Consider the following 19,753-nt stretch of genomic DNA (forward strand, 5'->3'; position numbering starts at 1 on the left):
AGCATCGCTCCCCAGCCGAGATGACTTCAGCCACTTCCACCATCGTCGCGCTGGCCACGGCACCCACCGCTGGGGCCGTGGGCATCCTCCGGCTGTCGGGCCCCGCCGCGCTGGAGGTGGGTCGCCGCCTGGCGCCGAGCATTCCCGTGGAGCCCACGCCTCGCCACGCGTACCTCGCGGGCTTCGTGGACGCTCAGGGCCGCGCGCTGGACGAGGGCCTCTTCCTCTACTTCCGCGCGCCCTCCTCCTTCACGGGCGAGGACGTGGTGGAGCTCCAGGCGCACGGCAGTCCGCGATTGCTTCAGTTGTTGCTGGCGCGTGCGCTGGAGGACGGGCTCGCGCGTCCCGCGGCGCCCGGTGAGTTCACCCGGCGCGCCTTCCTGAATGGCCGCATCGACCTGACGCGCGCGGAGGCGGTGGCGGACCTGGTGGCGGCCGACTCGGAGTCCGCGGTGCGTGCCGCCGCGGCGGGGCTCTCGGGTGCGCTCACGGAGCGGGTGCGTGCGCTGGAGGAGCCGCTGCGCTCGCTGCATGCGGACCTGGAGGGAGTGCTCAACTTCCCCGACGAGGCGGAGGGCGCGGACGAGGATTCGGAGGCGCGAGTCCAGGCGCTGCGGGCTCGGGCGGAGGTGCTGCTCTCCGAGGCGGGACAGGGTCGACTGGTGCGCCGGGGCGCGCGCGTGGCGTTGTTTGGCCCGGTCAACGCGGGCAAGTCCACGCTGTTCAACCGACTGGTGGGCGAGGCGCGCGCGCTGGTGGACGACGAGCCTGGGACGACGCGCGATGCACTGGAGGCCCGTGTCGAGTGGAACGGTCTGGGCGTCACGCTGTTCGACACGGCGGGCCTGCGCGAGACGCCGGGCCGCGTGGAGGCGCTGGGTATCGCCCGGACGCGCGAGCTGCTGGCGGGCGTGGACCTGACGGTGCTCGTGCTGCCTCCAGGGACTTCCGAGTCTGACGCGGAGCGCTGGCGGGCCGAGGCGGGCGCGACGGACGTGCTGGTCATCGACGGCAAGTGCGACGTGGGGCCGGAGACCCTCGGTGCGCCGCTCCCCCGTGTCAGCGAAGCCGAGGCAGCATCCGATGCTGAGACGACGGCGGGAGGGACACTCCCGCCGCGTCGCCGCATCAGCGGGCTGACCGGTGAAGGCGATGGAGGGCTCGGCGTCGAAGCACCCTCGTTGGATTCCCCACCGCGCCCGCGTGTCAGCGGGCTGACCGGCGAGGGCGATAGCAGGCTCGGCGTCGAAGCACCCTCGTCGGCTTCCCCACCCCGCCCGCGTGTCAGCGGGCTCACGGGCGAAGGCGTTGACGCCCTGCGCGAGTCCCTCCTCTCCCGGCTGTGGGGTGGCGGTACGCCCTCCGCGGTAGCCCTCGTGTCCGAGCGCCACGCCGATGCCCTGCGTCGCGCCGCCGAGGCACTTTCTCGCGCGGAGTCCGCGTCGCGCCTGTCCACCCTGGAAGTCGTCTCCGGTGAGCTGGCCCTCGCCCTGGAGGCGCTCGGCGAACTGTCCGGAACCTCCGCTTCCGAGGCACTCATCGACGCAATCTTCCAGCGATTCTGCATCGGAAAGTGACGCGTTCCGAGCAGTCGGGGACGTGTCAGACCCCCTCCTAGAATGCCGCCCTCAACCGCCGCACCTTCGGAGGCGCTGTGACGGAAGGCATCATCCACCTGGCGAACCACTCGATGCTCTCGGCCCTGCCCTCGGGCTGGGTGGGAGAAGTCCTCGACGAGGAGTTCGTCGCTTCACCCAGGCTGACTCCCGCGCAGACTCGCGCCGCCTTCATGCTGGGGGTGGAACTGGGCGAACAGCTCGACCGACGCCGGGGTGGCAGTGGCCGCTGGTGCTTCCTGCGCGCCCCCGAGCTTCGGCTCGGTCACGACGTGCTCGTCCCGGACGTGGCCGGCTGGCGTCGAGACCGCGTCGCCTCCCCCATCGACCCGGACGTGCCCTTCCTCACGCTGGCCCCGGATTGGGTGTGCGAAGTGCTTGCGCCCTCCACCGCCGCGCTGGACCGCACGCGCAAGCTGCCCGTCTACGCGCGCCAGGGCGTCTCCCATGTCTGGCTGGTGGACCCCCTCGCGCGCACGCTGGAGACGTACCAGCGCGTCAAGCGAGGCTGGCTCCTCACCGGCTGCTACGAGTCCGACGCGCTGGTGCGCGCCGAGCCCTTCACCTCCGCACCGGTGGAACTCGAGACGCTGTGGCTCCCCGAGTCCTCGCTGTGCGGGGAGACCTCACTGCTCTCCGCCGTGCCCTGACTCCCGTCGCGCCCTTCAGCTGGCGCGGCGGAGAAACGTGGCATCACCCGCGGGATGCACCATCCTGCGCACCGCACGCAGCAAGAGGTCCGGATCCACCGGGGCGGCCAGGAAGCCTCGGGCCCCCACCGCCTGCGCGCGAGGCAGGTCCACCTCGGGCGTCTTGCCCGCAACCACCACCTGCGCGGGCACCTTGCACCCCAGGGCCTCCAGCGACGGCAGCGGCGTCACCACCACCTGCATCTCGCTCGAAGCCAGCAGCTCCTCGGTGCTCGCCACGCGGGAGGTGAGTCCCGCGCCCGCCAGCACCTTCACCAGCCCCGCAGCCGCGTCCACGCCCCAGCCGTACACCAGCACCTGGGCCATGGGCTCCGGACGGGCCGCCGTCAGCGTGGGCAGCTTCGAGCGCAAGGGCGCCCTCGGCGCGGGCACCTTCACCGCGGGCTGGGGCCGCGCCGCCTCTTCCTCCAGCGAGGACAGGAGCGGCAGCGCCTCCTCGGGCGGCGCCTCCATGTTCGTCAGCTCCACCATGCTGGCGCCGAGCACCATGGTCATCTGCTCGTCCGCCTCGGGCAGGGAGAACCCCTCCATGCCGGGCCGCCGGGCGACGACGTCCGTCTCGCCCCGGTACATCCGGCCAATGGCTCGGCGGATGGACGCATCCGTGGCCAGCTTCGCCACCACCCGCGTCCGCCCCGTCACGCTCTTCACCGCGTCCAGCGACGCGAGGCTCGCCGGAGCGGCCATGGCCACCACGAGCGTGTCCTTGGGCGCGTGTCCTTCCAGCCGCAGGGGCACCACCCGGTGCGCCTCCGCCACCCGCTCCGGAATCAGCCGCGCCAGGCCGGGCTCGGGCGCCTGCGCCGACAGGTCCACCGTCTGCATTCCCACCTGCTCCGCCAGTGCCTCCAGCACCTGATCCGCCGAGCAGAAGCGTTGATCCACGACCACCTGCCCCAACGGCACCCCCCACTTGCGCTGATACGCCAGCGCGGAGTGGAGCTGCAGCGCATCAATCACGCCGCGCGCCAGCAAGATGTCCCCCAGTCGCTTCTTCATACCCGGCTCCTCCGGCCCCCCACGGCGGCCACTACCCCTGGGAACGCACTCGTCCCGGAAAATTGAAACAGTTCTACGCTCGCACCGGCCGTTTCGGCTTCCTCGCCGACGACAGACGGTTCCGCGTCCACGACATCTGCAAGGCAGGGGCCCAGGGGCGCCCACCCACCGTGCCGCGTCGTCACGTCTCCTCTGGGAGACGGAGCGCGTCCAGGGTTGTGACGGCGCGAAAAGGGCTTCGAGGCGTGCAGCGAGCCCCGAAGCCCTTGGATCCACGGCGTTCCGACATCACGCCCCTGCGTCCGGAAGGCACGCGGGGCCGCGTAAAACGGAAGCCCCGCTACCAGCGCGTCTGGGGCATGGGTGCGTACAGCGAGCCGCGCTCGGGTGCGAAGACACCCAGCCGCACCCCCAGGCCATGCACCACACGCGTGGCCTCCACCAGCGGCGCCCAGGGCGTGACGACCGCCGTCGTGGCGGAAGTGTCCTCGCTGTTGTCCCCGGTCTCGCCCAGCACGGAGGAGAGCACCTCGGCGGGGCTCTTCTTGCGCGGATACTCCTCGATGCGCACCCGGGCATCCGCGGGGAGCTTCGCCGCTTCCTTCGCCAACTCGAGCGCCTTGGCATAGCCGCCCAGCGCGTCCACCAGTCCGTTCTCCAGCGCGTCCTCACCCGTCCAGACGCGGCCCTTGGCCAGGCCCTGCAGCTTCTCCAGCGGCATCTTCCGGCTGCTCGCGGCGCGCGTGGTGAAGTCCGTGTAGATGCGGTCCAGCTCCGCGTCCACCCGCGCCTGCTGCTCCGGCGTGTAGTCCGCGTCCGAGCTGGCGAGCGTGGCGTTGCGCCCCAGCGCCACGGTGTCGAAGTTGACGCCCAGCTTCTCCCAGAAGCCGTTGGTGACGAACTTGCCGGTGTACACGCCGATGCTGCCCGTCAGCGTGCCGGGCTGGGCGACAATCTTGTCCGCCTCCATGGCGAAGTAGTACCCGCCGCTGGCGGCGTACGAACCCATGGTGGCGATGACGGGCTTGCCCGCCTCGCGAGCGCGCTGCACCTCGCGGCGCACCGTGTCGCTGGCCACGTAGCTGCCGCCGGGGCTGTCCACGCGGAAGATGATGGCCTTCACGCGCGAGTCGTCGGAGGCCTTGCGCAGCGCCGCCGCCACGGTGTCACCGCCCATGGCCCCCTCGCCGAATGGGCTGCCTCCGCTCTTGCCGCGCGCCACCTCGCCCACCCCGTACACGAGGGCAATGGTCTCCCCCGTGGTGTGCGGCCGGCCCGCGCGCTCCAGGTACTTCTTCACGTACAGCAGCTCCGCGCCGTCGCCCGCCGCCTTCTTCTGCTCGGCGTAGACCTCGTCGCGGTAGCGCAGGCCGTTCAGCAGCTTGCCGTCCACCGCCTCCGGCGCGAGCAGCGGCGCCCGGTCGATGAGCGCGCGCACCGCGTCCTCCGTCAGCCCGCGCCCTTCGGCGATGCCACGCACCATCTGCCCGAAGAGGCTGCCCGCGAAGCGCTCGGTGGCCTCCAGGTGCGGCCCGGTGTAGCCCTGCTCGGTGTAGCTGTTGACCGCGTTCTTGAACTCGTAGCGCTTGTCGAACTGGGGCTTCACGCCCAGCTTCGCCAGCGCATCCCGAGCGAACGGCGTCTCGAACGCGAGGCCGATGATGTTCACCGCGCCGGACGGCTGCATGTAGATTTCATCGAAGGCCGACGCGAAGTAGTACGCGCTGGTGCCGTTGGCCTCCTCGCCGAAGGAGTCGGTGAAGGCGATGGCCTTCTTGCCCTTGGCCCGGAACGCCTTCACCGCGTCGCGCAGCTCCTGCGTCGTCGCGGGAGTGCCGGGGCTGGTGCCCACGCGCACCACCAGCGACTTCACCCGCGAGTCCTCTCCGGCCTTCTCCAGCGCATCCACCACGTCGCGCACCGTGAGCGGGTCCTCACCGAAGGCCCCGGCCAGCGAGTCGCCCGACACGTGCTCCGGCAGCGGCTGCGACAGGTCCATTTCCAGCACGAGGTTGGACGGCACGCTCGGGCGGCTCGTGGAGGCCATCACGATGAGGGCGATGAGGCCCAGCATGAAGAGGACGGACATCGCGCCAATGAAGGCGAGCGCGCCGATGAGAAATCGTTTCATCCGAAGAAGCTCCTGGTACCTGGGAGACGGGCCACGAATCCGGCACGCGGTCCTTACTACTTAACGGGCCAGGGTGCCGATGCTTGCACGTCTCCCCACGCCTCCCCGCCGCCCGAGCGACATTCCGGAGGATGAAGACTGGACGCACGGGTCTTCCTGGCCCCTCGCCGGGGGACGGGGCGCTCGTTCCCCCCTGGCGCGGGTGGAGCCACCCGGCTCAGCGCGCGTCCAGCTCCACCACCACGGGAGGCCGCATCCCGAACGGGTGGAGGTGACAGTTGGCCACGTTGAGGAAGCGGGTGGGCACGTCGGGAAGCGCGTGCTCGCCCGGTGACTCGTGGATGTGGCCGAAGACGTGGAGGCGCGGGAGGACCTGCCGCACGCGCGCGAGCAAATCCGCGCAGCCCACGTGCGCGCCGAGGAACGTGCGGTCCCCGAGGCCCTTGGGGGGACCGTGGGTGATGAGCACATCCAGGCCCTCGGGGATGCGGTTCCAGTGGGTGAGGATGTCGGCGCCCCGCTCGCGGTTGAAGGCCATGCCTCCGAAGCGTGGCGTCACCGGGGAGCCCCAGAGGCGCAGTCCTCCAACGAGCACCTCCTCGTCTTCGAGGTAGTGCACGCCCGCTTCTCGCGCCAGGGTCCGGGTCAGCTCGGGCTGCGTCTCGCAGATGAAGTCGTGATTGCCCGCGACGAACACCTTCTCGCGGGCCGGGCGGCTGGCGAACCAGGCGAGGAAGGACTCCAGCTCTGGCTGCTTTCCGCGGCGAGAGAAGTCACCCGCGTGGATGAGCACGTCACACGCGGGGACCTCCAGCTCCTCGTGCCGTCGATGGGTGTCGGAGATGAGCACCAGCCTCATACGAATCCCTTCGCTTCGGGCGTGGAAGTCCGAGGCTGGAGGGGACGCTACACCGGCACGAGGGCCTTCCTCGCGGCACTTCGCTCGGGAGTCAGTGACTCAGTTCTTGAGCAGCTTGTTCAAGATGCTCTCGTGGGCTTGCAGCCGCCGCTCGGTGTCTTCCCGGTCGACGGTGAGCCGGGCGACCTTCCCGTTGACGTGGAACAGTCCCCGACGCAGCTCCGAGGTCGAGGCACCCACGTGGTCGCTCAACTTCGCGAGGGACTCGACGGCTTGCTCGAAGCCCGCTCGGACCACCTGGAGGTCACGGGAGAACACGTCGACCTTCTCCTCGACGACCAGGAGCCGATGGTCCGAGGCCTTCGACTTGTCTTCCAGCGTGTGGACCCTGTTGTCCAAGGTATGCACCTTGCTGTCCAGGGCATCCACCTTGCTGTCCAGGGCATCCACCTTGCTGTCCAGGACCTCCACCTTCTGCTTGAGCGCACTCACCTCATGTTTCAACTCACGGACGTCCTGCCTGACCTCCGTGACGTCCTGCCTGAACTCCGTGACCTCTCGTCGCAGCTCCCCGACTGCAACCGTGGCCTCTTGGGACGCCCTCCGTCCGTCCCGGATGGCCTCCTTGAGCTCCATGTGGCTCCGGTCGAGCGCATCCAGACGCACTCGAGTGCGCTCCATGACCTTCGAGAGGTCCTTGAGCGCCGCGTCCACTCCCCCACCGTCGTATCTCGCCATCCCGCCTGCCTCCCTCCGAGCGGCCCCATGCCGCTTCCAAGGTTGAAGACACCCTACCAAACCAATCTGACACGGTGGCAATCAGACAAACAACCCATGAGGTTGTCATGGGAAATCCAGACGAACCCGCGTGTCGAGGGGCCAAGGGGCGGGTCCGCGCGCTCCCTCCCCTGTCTCACGGTGGACGCCCGTCAGGAGGAAGTGCTGGCTTCCGGGATGGCGGATGACCCGTACCGGGTTAGAAGCGCCGTGCACTTTATGAAGACCCGCGAGGACCGCATGAGGCGTCGTACCCCGCTTTCCCTGTTGGCCCCCCTGATGCTGGTGGCCACCACTCCGGTATGGGCCCAGGCCCCTGCCCCCTCCCCTACCCCCGCCGCGAAGGCCGCTCCCGCGAAGGCCAAGGGCTCCGCGCTCACTCCGGTGACGAGCGTGGAGGGCATCACCGAGTACCGCCTCGCCAATGGCATGCGCGTGCTCCTCTTCCCCGACCCGACCAAGCCCAACGTCACCGTGAACGTGACGTACTTCGTGGGCAGCAAGCACGAGGGCTATGGCGAGACGGGCATGGCCCACCTGCTCGAGCACCTGATGTTCAAGGGCACGCCCACCACCAAGAACGTGCCCCAGGCGCTCACCGAGCGGGGCGCCCGCCCCAATGGCACGACGTGGCTGGACCGCACCAACTACTTCGAGACGCTGCCCGCCTCGGACGAGAACCTGCGCTGGGCGCTGTCCTTCGAAGCCGACCGCATGGTCAACAGCTTCATCGCCAAGAAGGACCTCGACAGCGAGATGACCGTCGTCCGCAACGAGTTCGAGTCCGGCGAGAACGACCCGGGCAGCATCCTCCAGGAGCGCGTCCTCAGCGCCGCGTACATCTGGCACAGCTACGGCAAGTCGACCATCGGCGCACGCTCCGATTTGGAGAACGTGCCCATCGACCGGCTCCAGGCCTTCTACCGGAAGTACTACCGCCCGGATAACGCGCTGCTGGTGGTGGCCGGCCGCTTCGACGAGGCGAAAACGCTGGGCTTCATCCAGTCCTCCTTCGGCAAGTTGAAGAAGCCCGCCGCGCCCCTGCCCGTCACGTACACCGCCGAGCCCACCCAGGACGGTGAGCGCGAGGTGACGCTGCGCCGCGTGGGCGACAACACCCTGCTCGCCAGCGTGTATCACGTGCCCGAGGGCGCCCACCCCGACTTCGCCGCCATCGACGTGCTGACGCTCGCGCTGGGCGACCACCCGTCGGGCCGTCTCTACAAGAGCATGGTGGAGACGAAGAAGGCGTCGAACGTGTCCGCGTACAACTACCAGTTCCGCGACCCGGGCATCATCGGGTTCAGCGCGGACATGCGCGAGGACCAGCCCCTGGCCGCCGCACGCGAGGCGCTGCTGAAGACGGTGGAGGACTCGGCGCGCACGCCCTTCACCGAGGAGGAGGTCTCCCGCGCGAAGACGACGCTCTTGAAGATGATGGAGCTGACGCTGAACAACTCCGAGCGCGCCGCCATCGGCCTGTCCGAGTGGGCCGCCACCGGCGACTGGCGCTTGATGTTCCTGCACCGCGACCGCATCGAGGCGGTGAAGCCCGTGGACGTCACGCGCGTGGCGGCCACCTACCTCAAGGCCTCCAACCGCACGCTGGGCGCGTTCATCCCCACGGCGAAGCCGGAGCGCTCGGAGCTGCCGCCGCCGGTGGAGATGGCAAAGATGATGGACGGCTACAAGGGCCGCGCCGCGGTGGCGCAGGGCGAGGCGTTCGACCCCTCCCCCGCCAACATCGAGGCGCGCGTGCAGCGCGGCGAGCTGCCGGGCGGCATGAAGTACGCGGTGCTGTCCAAGAAGACGCGCGGTGAGATGGTGAACGCGTCCCTGTCCTTCCACTGGGGCACGGAGGCGGCGCTGCGCGGCAAGGCCGACGCGGCGTCGTACGCGGGCCGCATGCTGATGCGCGGCACCAAGAAGCACACGCGGCAGCAAATCCAGGACGAGTTCGACAAGCTGAAGGCGCGCGTTGGCGTGGACGGGGGCCTTGCCGGAGCGTCGGTGTCCATCGAGTGCCCGCGCGCGAGCCTGCCCAAGGTGCTGGCGCTGGTGGCCGAGATTCTTCGCGAGCCCTCCTTCGACGAGAAGGAGTTCACCCTGCTCAAGCAGTCGCGGCTGGCGGACCTGGAGTCGCAGCGCAGCGAGCCGGAGACGCAGGGCAGCATCGCCTTCTGGCGGACGCTGTCGAGCCACTACACGAAGGGCCACCCCTACTACGTGCCCACGCTCGACGAGCGCATCGCCGGCGCGAAGGACACCACGCTGGAGCAGGCCCGCGCCTTCCACAAGGCGTTCTACGGCGGCGCCAACGCGGAGCTGGCCGTGGTGGGTGACTTCGACCCGAAGGAACTCGTGGCCGAGACTGGCAAGCTGTTCGGCGACTGGAAGAGCCCGGCGCCCTACGCGCGCGTGCCGGAGGTCTTCAACGACGTGGGCCCCAAGGCCGTGGCCCTGGAGACGCCGGACAAGGCGAACGCGTACTTCTACGCGGGGCAGACGCTCAAGCTGCGCGAGGACGACAAGGACTGGCCGGCGCTGATGCTCGGCAACTTCGTGCTCGGCGGCGGCTTCCTCAACTCGCGGCTGGCCACGCGCATCCGCCAGAAGGATGGCCTGTCCTACGGCGTCGCGAGCAACATCGACCCGGGCGATTTGGACGCGGTGGGCACGTTCATCACCTACGCCATCTACGCGCCGGAGAACGCGAGCCGGCTCGAAACGGCGATGCGCGAGGAAGTGACGAACGTCTTGCAGAAGGACTACTCGGCGGAGGAGCTGGAGAAGGCTCGCGCGGGTCTGCTGGAGTACCGGCAGGCGGCTCGTGCGCAGGACGGCAACCTGGCGCGCAAGCTCGCCGGCTACCTGTACCTGGGCCGCACCCTCACCTTCGACGCGGGCGTGGAACAGCAGCTCTCCAAGCTCAAGCCGACGGACGTGCGTCAGGCCATGTCGCGACACCTGGACTGGACGAAGGTCACCCAGGTGAAGGCGGGTGACTTCGCCACCGCGGAGAAGAAGGCGAAGGCCCCCGTACCGGCTCAGGCCGCGCCGTGACGCGGTGACTGCTCACCCTTCACGGGGTTGAGCGCTCAGCCCCGAGGTGCCCGCGTGGCGCCTCGGGGCTTTTTCATGCCCGCGCGGGGGCGTGAGAGATGTGGGAGCGGACCTCGCCGATGCCCTAGGTCGAGGAACGTTCCTCATTGATGACGTCGTTGCACAGGCCGACGCATTCGTCGCAGATGAAGACGTTCGGGCCCGCGATGAGCTTTCTCACCTCGCGCTGGTACTTCTCGCAGAATGAGCATTGGACGTTGATGCCGGGGTCGAATTTCCGCGTGGCGTCGGCGATCTTGTCGAACCACAGAGAACTCCAATACGCCAGTGCTCTCTCCGCGTCCTCGGAGCGGACCAGGTCGGCCCGCCATTCGAGGACCATGGTTTTTTCAAGGCGGGCCCAGCTCCCATCCGGCGCCACATTCAGGGCCCAACTGTCAGGCTTGCGCTCACCGTCCTCGTAGACACCCAGATGCACCACCAGTCCGTCTGGACCGAGCTCCGCGTAGAGCCCCTCCTTCCGGTCGAATGAGACGCCCTCTGGCAACCACGAGCGGTCGAACCGTTCCTTCTTGTCCATGCGGTGGCACCTCTTCCCGCGAGGCGGATGGAGGAGAAGACCCACGTCGGTGCGGGAACCCGATGGTCCACACGAGAAGATAGCCTTTTCATGAGAGGCATTCTCTCGGGGGGCACCCGCGGGCGACAGGCTCGACGTCACATTTCACACATCACGTTTCGCCAACACGTGACGCCCCGGTCATCGTGGGCTCCGTGCTCGCGGTTCGCGAGCGCGCCCGGTGGCCCAGGAAGCCAGACAGCCACGCCAGCACGGCCGCCGCCAACACCACGCCGCCCATCGGCTTCGCGGTGTTGTCATTGAGCACGCTCACCGCCCAGGACGCGGAGGCCGCGGCGGTGAACTGGAGCGCGCCCAGCACCGCGGACGCGAGCCCCGCGTGCGCGGCGTGTCGCTCCAGCGCGATGGCCGCGGAGTTGGGTCCCACCAATCCCAGCGTCGGCACGAACAGGAACAGCGCGGCGGCAATCCCCCAGAAGCCCCCTACCCCACTCCACGTGACTGCCATCACCCCCGCCGCCGTCACCACATACAGCGCCAATGCCAGACGCAGCAGCCGGTGCAACGGGATGTGGCGCAGCAGCTTGCGATTGAGCTGAGCCAGCGCCACCAGCCCCACCGCGTTCGCACCGAAGAACCAGCCGAAGTCCTGCTCCTTCACGCCATGCAGCGTGATGAACACGAACGGCGCGCCCGCGATGTACGCGAACATTCCCGCGTACGCGAAGCCACCCGCGAGCGCCGGGCCGACGAAGTCCGCGTCCCGCAGCAGCTCCCCCAAGCGCGCGCGCATGCTCTTCGTCTTCGAGTGCTCGGGCGCGGTCTCCGGCAACACCCTCCACGTGGCGACCAGCGCCACCGCGCCAATGCCCGCGAGCAACACGAAGATGACCCGCCAGCTCATGTGCTGGAGCACGAAGCCGCCCAGCAACGGCGCGAGCACGGGCGCCACGCCCACCACGAGCATCAAGCGCGACATCGTCCTCGCCGCGTCCGCGCCGGACCACAAGTCCCGCACCACCGCGCGCGGTGCCACCAACGCCACCGCGCCGCCCAGCGCCTGGAAGAAGCGCATCGCCACCAGCGCCGTCGCCGTGGGCGCGAGCGCACAGCCGAGCGAGCCCAGCACATACACCGCCAGCCCCGCGTACAACGGCCGCGTCCGTCCGAACCGGTCAATGAGTGGCCCGGTGAAGAGCTGCCCCAACGCCAGCCCCGCGAAGCACGACGCGAGCGTGAGCTGGATGACGGACTGGGTCGACTGCAAGTCCTGCGCGATGCGTGGCAGCGCGGGCAGGTACATGTCGATGGACAGCGGCGCGAACGCGGTGAGCGCTCCCAGCAGCAGCTCCAGCGACAGGGTGCCCGATGGGGGCGACTTCTTCGTGAGGGTGTTCATGCCATCCCAGGCGTGAGGCGCGCACCGCCGCGCGCGCGAGTTCGTGCAGGGCTCTGGATGCCGAGCAGGCGACCTCTCGGCGGGCCGCTCGCGAGCAACGCGGTGGCGACTCCCTGGGAGGTTCTCCGGAGCTTCATCATCATCGTCGACGCTGGATTAGCGGCGCGGACCCTGGCTGACCAGCGACACGAGGTTCCACGCAGTGTTCCACGCACGGAACAATCCCCACGCCTGTCCCCGGCGGGCGTCACAAGTCCTGCCTCCGCGCGTCTTCAGGATGAAGCAGCCGCATGCGGGGGAGGGGAGTGGCCGGGTCCCACCTCCACGCCAACTCACCCTCGGAGGGGCCGGCCGGGCGAAGGCCGGCATGTCAGACCCTCCGGTTATTCCTTTCCCCGTCGCGCACACGGGGGTGCAGGACCCTTCGGAGTCTCGAGCTCGAGTTTACCGTCGCGCCCTCACCGCCACGGTCCCAGGTTCGCCCTCCGTGTGTGCGACACCATGAAGACGAAGCACGCGAGGAGGCAGGGGCCATCTCTCGCGCGCAGGGGGATGGGGCGCCGCGCTCGGGAAGCGCGGGCCCCATGAGGTACCGGCGACGCCTTCGGGCTCGCCCGACATTCTTGAATCGCCATCCACGCCGGAGGGCAAGCCCGTCGCACGGGACTTGTCCTTCCGGAGGATGGCCGGTGCGCGCGAGGCAGGCAGCTCCTCAACCCCTCCCACTGCCCGCCTCGCGCGCTCCCGTAAACCTTCCCTTTGCTTGCCAAGGGGGCGCACCGGAGACATAGGGGACCTCACAGGTCGCGGCGCGCGGAGCGAGGGTGCTCGGTGCCATGACGGAGCGGGCGCCACGTCAGGTCCCGAAACCCTCCGGCGACCCTCGTGAGCAATGGGACTCCGGTACGACGTCATCGTGGTGGGCCTGGGCCATGCGGGCTGTGAGGCGGCGCTGGCCTGCGCGCGCCTGGGCCTGGCCACGCTGGGAATCACGCTCAAGCGCGAGCGCTCCGCGGTGATGAGCTGCAACCCCGCCGTGGGTGGCACCGCCAAGGGACACCTGGTGCGGGAGCTGGACGCGCTCGGGGGACAGATGGGGCGCGTGGCGGACCTCGCCGGCACGCACTTCAAGACGCTCAACGCCTCCAAGGGCCCCGCCGTCCAGGCGACTCGCGTGTTGTGCGACCGCGAGCAGTACTCCGCCCTGATGCAGTCGGTCCTCTTCAACGAGCCGAACCTCACCGTGCGCGAGGGCGAGGTCTCCACGCTGGTGGTCGAGGAGGGGAGGGTGACGGGCGTGCTGCTCGGCGACGGCACACAGGTGTCCGCGTCGGCGGTGCTGCTCACCACGGGCACCTTCCTCCAGGCGCTGATGCACGTGGGCGAGAAGAAGGAAGTCGGCGGACGATTGGGTGACGACGCGGCGCGAGGCCTGTCCGATTCGCTGCGCGCGCTTGGCTTCACGCTGGGCCGCTTCAAGACGGGCACTCCGGCGCGGCTCGCGCGCGCGAGCATCGACTGGGACGCGGTGCAGCCGCAGCACGGCGACTTCCCGCCGCGTCCGCTCTCCTGGCGCACGCGCGCGGAGTCGGCCTCGGGAGTGCCGTTTCCGCGGCAGCCCTCGGTGACGTGCGGCATCACGGCCACCACGCTCCAGACGCACCGCGTGCTGCGCGACAACCTCCACCGCTCGCCGCTGTACCAGGGGGAGATTGTCGGCCGGGGGCCGCGCTACTGCCCGTCGCTGGAGGACAAGGTCGTGCGCTTCGCGGAGCGCGAGCGGCACCAGGTGTTCCTGGAGCCCGAGGGCCCCGACTCGCCGCTGGTGTATCCGGCGGGCCTGTCCACCAGCCTGCCCGCGGACGTGCAGCTCGACTTCCTGCGCACCATCCCCGGACTGGAGCGGGTGGAGGTCATCCGCTACGGCTACGCGGTGGAGTACGACTACGCGCCGCCCACGCAGCTCAAGCCCACGCTGGAGACGAAGGCCGTCGCGGGCCTGTTCTTCGCGGGCCAGCTCAACGGCACCTCGGGCTACGAGGAGGCCGCCTTCCAGGGCCTGTGGGCCGGGCTCAACGCGGGCCTCATGGTGAAGGGCGAGCCGCCGCTGCTGCTCGGCCGCGACGAAGCCCATGGCGCGGTGCTGGTGGATGACCTGGTGACCAAGGGCGTGGACGAGCCGTTCCGCATGTTCACCAGTCGCTCCGAGCACCGGCTCCGGCTGCGCGAGGGCAACGCGGACCTGCGGCTGGCGCGTCACGGGCACCGGGTGGGGCTGTTGCCGCGCGAGGCGTTGGAGCGGGCGGAGGCGCGGCAGCGCGCGGTGACGGACGAAGTGACGCGGCTCAAGCGCACGGGTCTGGCGGCGCGGCTGAAGCGGCCCGAAGTCACGTACGGGCAGCTGGGGGAGGGGAGGGTGGACTGGCCCGTGGTGGCGGAGGATGTGGCCGAGGAGGTGGAGGTGGAGGTGAAGTACGAGGGCTACATCGCCCAGGCGGCGCGAGCGGCGGCGCGCGAGTCGGAGGCGACGGACCGGTGGCGGATTCCGGAAGGCTTTCGCTTCACGGAGGTGCGGGGGCTGAGCAAGGAGGCGGCGGAGAAGCTCGGCGCGCACCGGCCTTCGACGGTGGGACAGGCGCGGAGGATTCCAGGCCTGACGCCCACGGCGGTGTCGCTGCTCCTGGTCGCGCTCAAGCGCGTCTCGGGCCCCTCGGGCGGCGGCGAAACACCCCTGGAGTGATCAGAACAGGGGGTGTGGACAACGTGTGGACAACTTTGGGGATAGAAATCCCCTGAATGATTCCGGAGGGTTATGCCCCTCCGCGCTGTGGAGGTGCTGTGGATAACACGAGGTTCGTAGATCTGCTGGCATCCGGCTGCCAGGCGCTGGGCGTGTCGGTGGGGGAGGACGTGGGCCCCCGGTTGCAGCGGCTGATGGCGGAGCTGCTGAAGTGGAACGCGAAGGTGAATCTCACGGCGATTACGGCGCCGGAGGAGGTGCTGGAGAAGCACTTCCTGGACTCGCTCGCGGTGCTGCCGGAGGTGACGGGCGCGGCGTCGTTGTTGGATTTGGGCGCGGGTGCGGGCTTCCCGGGACTGCCGTTGAAGATTGCGTTGCCAGCGCTCGGCGTGACGCTGGTGGACACGGTGGGCAAGAAGGTCGCGTTCATCAAGGCCGCGTCGGCGAGCCTCGGGTTGCAGGGCGTGCGCGGGTTGCACGCGCGCGCCGAGGGACAGCCGGAGACGGAAGGGATTCCGCGCGCGGAGTTGTTGATTGCGCGCGCGTTCATGGACCTGCCGGACTGGCTGGCGTTGGCGCCGGCGTATGTGGAGCCGGGCGGGCGCGTGGTGGCGATGCTCGGCAAGTCGCAGACGGACGCGGAGCTGGCGTCGCGCGCCGCGGAGCGACACCTGCGAGTGGTCTCCGCGAGGGCGTACCGGCTGCCGTTCTCCGGCGCGGAGCGTCAGGTCGCGGTGTTCGCGAAGGAGTAGGGCAGGGGAGGGCGGGCCCGCGCGTGCACGGTGGAGGTGCGCGCGTGGCGCCATGCGGACAACTGCTATCCATTGTCAGTTGTGGACGTGGCGTGGGAGTGAGGGGGCAGGCATGCGAGGAGGGGCCGCGTTAGCTTCAAAGCGGAGGTACCTCGCATGCAGCCGATTCCGACGGACCGACCGGTGGTCTGGGGTGACGACGAGCCCCATGAGTCTGAAGTCGCGGTGGCCCGAGCGTCCCGCGCCGACTTCGAGCAACGCTGGGGACCTCCGCACTTCCGAGACGTGGAAGGTGATGGACTCGGACCCACTGACTACTGGGGTTGGCGCGCGGACTGCGGCTTCCAGTTCTTCGTCTTCTATCTGCAGGCCACGGACGATTTCCATGTCATGACCTCGGAGGAGGAGCTGAGCCATGCGCTCGCGCATCTCGACTGGTGGCGCGATGAAGTGGTGTGGCGGGCCAACCCTGGAGCGCCGCCGCTGACGGATGGCTGGGCGGTGTACCGGCAGGACGACACGGGTCATCGCCATGATGTCTGTGTGATGACGAGCCGAGGACATGCGGAGTGCCTGGCGCGTCGGATGGAGGCTCGGGCGCACAAGCAGTGGTACGCCGTGGAGCAGCGTGGAACACCGCCCGTGAGGCAGTCCCGTCCGCGTCAGGGTTGGGCTGTGATTCGGCAGGATGAGCACGGCAACCGGGCGGAGGTGGCCGTGTTTCGGACCGAGCGGCGCGCGCGGGAGCTGGCCGCCGCGTACGACTCCGAGCCTCGGCACAAACAGGCGTACTTCGTGGAGCCCGTGTCTCCTCCGAATCCGTGAGGCGTCGGCCCACGGCGCTGACGCGTTGGCCTTCTGCCATTGCCTTGCCGTGTGCGGACACGCGCGCCGGAGATGGCGCGATGCTTCCGCGACTTCATCGTGCACCGCGCACTGCTCGTCATTGAGTGCGCACGCGTCACGACCGTGAGACGCGCGAACCTTCACCGGGTTCGTTCGTGGTGAGGACGGACCTGGGATGGAGATGTGCAAGCTGCGAGTCGCTCGACCGACGCGGAGCCTGGCGACGGTGGTGCGGTTCTATCGAGAGGGGCTTGGCTTCGAGCTCGTGGGAGGCTTCGAGGACCATGCGGGCTTCGATGGGGTGATGCTCGGCCAGGTCGGGACGCCGTACCACTTGGAGTTCACGGTGGAACGCGGACACGAGGCGCCTCGCGCTCCTTCGCCGGACCATCTGCTGGTTCTCTATGTGTCGCGGCGCGAGGAGTGGGACGCGCGGGTGCGGCGCATGGTGCAAGCGGGCTTCCATCCGGTGCGCTCACACAACCCTTACTGGGACGTGTACGGGAAGACCTTCGAGGACCCGGATGGATATCGCGTCGTGCTCTACCAGGGAGAGTGGACGCGCTGAGTTGTGTCGAGGCGCGAGGTCTCGCGAACCCTGGGTTTGCGTTGGGCGTTGTTACCCCAGGTCGCGCAGGAGCGCGTCGCGGTCCGTGATGAGCTTCTTCGAATTGAGGTGTTTGCGAATCACGCGCTCCGCCTCCGCGCGGACCGTTGAGTCACTGAGTCGAGCGAGCCACTGCGTGCGCAGTGCTTCGAGTTGTTGTCGCTGGGGGAGGGGTGTCGATGCGAACCATTGCTCCAGCTCGAGGATGATGTCGGGACGGGGTGGTCGAACCGGAGGCTCCGCGATGAGGTCCGAGGGCTTCGGCGTGTATCGAAGCGAGGCCAGTTCATCGGAGAGCGGACCCCATGATTCGGCGAGTCCGCGCAGCCCGAGTCGGACCACGTCGAGCGGTGCTTCCTGTCGCGGGTCGGAGAGAAGGCCCCAGTCGACGAGTCGTTTCCGCAAGGCCTCGCGTCCGTGGACCTCGTCATGGACTTCTTCGCCCAGGTGGGCGGTGCCCCAGACGTTGAATTGATGGTTGTGGGAGAAGATGGCGCTCTCGACATGGGCATCGCCGAAGACGCAGGTGCCCAGGGGTTCGTCTTCGCCGAACAGGCGGCGGACTCGAAGGTCCCCGAGGATGACGAGGTACTCGGAGGTGTAGACGGTGTGCGCGATGAGGTTGCCGCGCACGAAGACGAGTCCGCCTGGGTTTTCGAGCCAGCCATCGACGACCAGGTCGCCGTCGATGAACGTCGAGCCTCGGGTGTTCTCCAGCCTGAGTGATGAGACGCGCCCGCCTGTGAACAGCCCGGCGCCGCTGAAGAAGCCGTCGGAGAGGACGAGGGCGTCCACGTCCATGCCGTTGCCGGCGCTTCGTTGCTTGAAGGCCGCGTAGGGACGGAGCACCTCGGCGGCTTCCTCGGGAGACAACCAGCGTTGAAGCGGGAGCACGGAGTGAGCCTTGCGAGTGGAGGTGTCGGCGTGTCGCCGCGGACGATGCCCGCGATGGGTCCTGTGTCTCGCGGAGTATCGCAAGGGTTCGAGCGCTGTGGTTGCCAGCTCAGGATGTGACCAGGCACTCGCGCGGATGCTGGCTCGGGGCAGGGGAGGGGAGTGCGAGCGGACGGTTCCTTCAGTCGGGGAACACGCCTGCCTGGTCTGGCGTGAAGCTGAGTGCGAGAGCACACGCTCGATGGGCCGTTCACTCGACCAGCGAGAGGTCTAGTGGTGGGCTTGTCTGCTCGCGAGGCGAGAGGTGAGCGAGCTTTGGACCACGGCGCGAACTCCGTTGCACGCGGCTGTGCTGCCACTCATCGCGCGGGAGTCTTTCGGCGCGTGTGGCATCGGGGCGACTGCTCTCGAAGCGGACGCGTGACGCCAGGACTGTTCGCGAGTGACTCCGTTCGAGCCCATGGCGTACTCAGGCGAGGTGCCGCGGATGGAGTCGCGTCACGAGGTTGGAGGAGGAGCATTCCTGCGTGCTCAGCCCTGCACGGTTGTCATGACTTGATGCGAGCGTCCAAGCAGGTGCCCGCAGGCCCTGTTGCGCGGGTTCTGAGCCCGCGGCTACTGCTCGTTCCACGTGGAACAGGGTGAGTCGGGTCCAAGTCAGCGCGGGCTCCGACCGTGAGGACGGAGGCGTCATCGTGAAGCGATGGCTTCGAACGGACCTCGCGTGAGTTTGCCGCTCGTGGCTGAAGTTCCTGCAGCCCGTGGTGATGCAGGCCAGCCCTTCGAACCACACGTCGGTGAGCTCCATCGTTCGTGACGCGTGGACATGAGGGCCGTTCGACGTGTGTATCCCTGGAGGTTCGTGCCCACGGTTCGGACGCCATGCGCACCGGCGCAGGTGATGGGCCGTACGCAGACTCTTTTCGGTGGGGCCTCCGGATTCTTCGCGAACCCCAGACCCACTTGAGCCGAATCGGTGAGGGCAGGTTGGTGGTGGTCTGGTTGTGAAGCGCGAACCTCTGCACGGCGAGGTGTCGCGTGTGATGGCGGCGGGGTGCTTGCGTCGCGGCAGTGGGACCGACCCTTCGCGGCGACTGCTGGCTCTGACAGGACGGGCGCGACAAGGGAACTCGCACGGCAGTGAGGATGCGAGCGAGCCAGGTGGGGGCGCATCGGGTGTCCGTACGAGTGAGGGTTCTTCGAGGTGCTCGTTCGTGGACCTTCGAGACGGGGCGCGGATGGGAGAGGGGAGGGGATGCCGTCCGTCACTTCTGCCCTGCACCACATGGCGCGAACTCTGGAGTCAGCGAGTGCTCTCGGCTGTCGGACCGTTCTCCGGAGTTGCTGCCCCGTGAGGGATGCCGAGCACAGGGTCCTGCTGGTGGCGTGAAGTGAAGACCCACGCGACTGGCCCGTGCTGAGCCTGCTTCAACGAGAAGGGGAGCGCGGTGAGGTTCCATGTGGAACCCGAAGCGAGGAGTCGACTCGCGCCGCTTTCGCTGCAACGGCGTGCAGCGGACGGCGTGATTCGAGTGAAGGGAAGAGGCTGCCTGGTGGGTGGGGGAGGGGGCGCCAGTTGTTGGCGGAGTGCGGAGCCGCCTGCACCGTCACCCCGAGAAGCCGTGTCTCGGTGGTGCCCGACCATGAGGACGCGTGAGAGGTCTCGTTCAGCCGCGCACCCCGGGAACGGAGACGAGTCCATGCGGTGAGGGAGACCCTGGCTTTCTTGAGAGGTCGCGCACCCGTGGTGCCCCGTTCATCGGTGCGCGACGTCATGCAG

The 19,753-nt window shown here is 68.9% G+C and carries 13 protein-coding genes and 1 pseudogene; 7 read left to right on the plus strand and 7 right to left on the minus strand.

Annotated features, from left to right (window positions below):
* The first annotated feature begins 20 nt into the window (after nt 1-20).
* Both HUA78_RS27510 and HUA78_RS27515 read left to right on the plus strand, forming a co-directional pair.
* A complete protein-coding gene (locus tag HUA78_RS27510) occupies nt 21-1,577 on the plus strand; it encodes a tRNA modification GTPase (RefSeq protein ID WP_174477487.1) in 1,557 nt (518 codons plus the stop codon).
* A 77-nt stretch (nt 1,578-1,654) separates the two neighbouring features.
* Nucleotides 1,655-2,266 carry a Uma2 family endonuclease gene (locus HUA78_RS27515; RefSeq protein ID WP_174456108.1) on the plus strand — a complete coding sequence of 204 codons (612 nt, stop codon included), beginning with the start codon at nt 1,655-1,657 and terminating at the stop codon, nt 2,264-2,266.
* 15 nt (nt 2,267-2,281) lie between these two features.
* Here the strand turns inward: HUA78_RS27515 and HUA78_RS27520 are convergent, their stop codons facing one another.
* From HUA78_RS27520 to HUA78_RS27535, 4 genes are all read right to left on the minus strand, one after another.
* The gene (locus HUA78_RS27520; RefSeq protein ID WP_141648815.1) at nt 2,282-3,325 is read right to left on the minus strand and encodes a general secretion pathway protein GspE; all 1,044 of its coding nucleotides are present in this window, start codon (nt 3,323-3,325) and stop codon (nt 2,282-2,284) included.
* Between the two features lie 340 nt (nt 3,326-3,665).
* Entirely contained in the window at nt 3,666-5,456 is a 1,791-nt protein-coding gene (sppA, locus tag HUA78_RS27525; RefSeq protein ID WP_174477488.1) for a signal peptide peptidase SppA, read from the minus strand.
* 217 nt (nt 5,457-5,673) lie between these two features.
* Entirely contained in the window at nt 5,674-6,315 is a 642-nt protein-coding gene (locus HUA78_RS27530; RefSeq protein WP_174456111.1) for a metallophosphatase domain-containing protein, read from the minus strand.
* A gap of 99 nt (nt 6,316-6,414) precedes the next feature.
* Nucleotides 6,415-7,053 carry a hypothetical protein gene (locus tag HUA78_RS27535; protein WP_174456112.1) on the minus strand — a complete coding sequence of 213 codons (639 nt, stop codon included), beginning with the start codon at nt 7,051-7,053 and terminating at the stop codon, nt 6,415-6,417.
* Between the two features lie 279 nt (nt 7,054-7,332).
* Between HUA78_RS27535 and HUA78_RS27540 the strand changes: the two genes are divergently transcribed.
* Nucleotides 7,333-10,155 carry a pitrilysin family protein gene (locus HUA78_RS27540; protein WP_174477489.1) on the plus strand — a complete coding sequence of 941 codons (2,823 nt, stop codon included), beginning with the start codon at nt 7,333-7,335 and terminating at the stop codon, nt 10,153-10,155.
* A 139-nt stretch (nt 10,156-10,294) separates the two neighbouring features.
* Here HUA78_RS27540 and HUA78_RS27545 read toward each other — a convergent pair.
* Nucleotides 10,295-10,450, minus strand: a pseudogene (locus HUA78_RS27545) (ClpX C4-type zinc finger protein); the annotation flags it as partial.
* Nucleotides 10,451-10,886: 436 nt separating this feature from the next.
* Nucleotides 10,887-12,134, minus strand: a complete 1,248-nt coding sequence (locus HUA78_RS27550; RefSeq protein WP_174477490.1) for a multidrug effflux MFS transporter — start codon at nt 12,132-12,134, stop codon at nt 10,887-10,889.
* 892 nt (nt 12,135-13,026) lie between these two features.
* Between HUA78_RS27550 and mnmG the strand changes: the two genes are divergently transcribed.
* From mnmG to HUA78_RS27570, 4 genes are all read left to right on the plus strand, one after another.
* Nucleotides 13,027-14,874, plus strand: a complete 1,848-nt coding sequence (mnmG, locus tag HUA78_RS27555) for a tRNA uridine-5-carboxymethylaminomethyl(34) synthesis enzyme MnmG (protein ID WP_174456115.1) — start codon at nt 13,027-13,029, stop codon at nt 14,872-14,874.
* 98 nt (nt 14,875-14,972) lie between these two features.
* Nucleotides 14,973-15,626, plus strand: a complete 654-nt coding sequence (gene rsmG, locus HUA78_RS27560; RefSeq protein WP_174456116.1) for a 16S rRNA (guanine(527)-N(7))-methyltransferase RsmG — start codon at nt 14,973-14,975, stop codon at nt 15,624-15,626.
* Nucleotides 15,627-15,782: 156 nt separating this feature from the next.
* Nucleotides 15,783-16,451: a hypothetical protein gene (locus HUA78_RS27565; protein ID WP_174456117.1), complete on the plus strand. Its 669-nt coding sequence runs from the start codon at nt 15,783-15,785 to the stop codon at nt 16,449-16,451.
* Between the two features lie 196 nt (nt 16,452-16,647).
* Complete coding sequence (locus HUA78_RS27570) at nt 16,648-17,040, plus strand: VOC family protein (protein ID WP_141642454.1); 393 nt, start codon at nt 16,648-16,650, stop codon at nt 17,038-17,040.
* A 51-nt stretch (nt 17,041-17,091) separates the two neighbouring features.
* On the opposite strand, the gene HUA78_RS27575 is transcribed toward HUA78_RS27570, so the two are convergent.
* Nucleotides 17,092-17,973: a hypothetical protein gene (locus HUA78_RS27575; RefSeq protein ID WP_174460378.1), complete on the minus strand. Its 882-nt coding sequence runs from the start codon at nt 17,971-17,973 to the stop codon at nt 17,092-17,094.
* Between the last annotated feature and the right edge of the window lie 1,780 nt (nt 17,974-19,753).

This window comes from Myxococcus sp. CA033, from assembly GCF_013336625.1.
Taxonomy (GTDB): domain Bacteria; phylum Myxococcota; class Myxococcia; order Myxococcales; family Myxococcaceae; genus Myxococcus; species Myxococcus llanfairpwllgwyngyllgogerychwyrndrobwllllantysiliogogogochensis.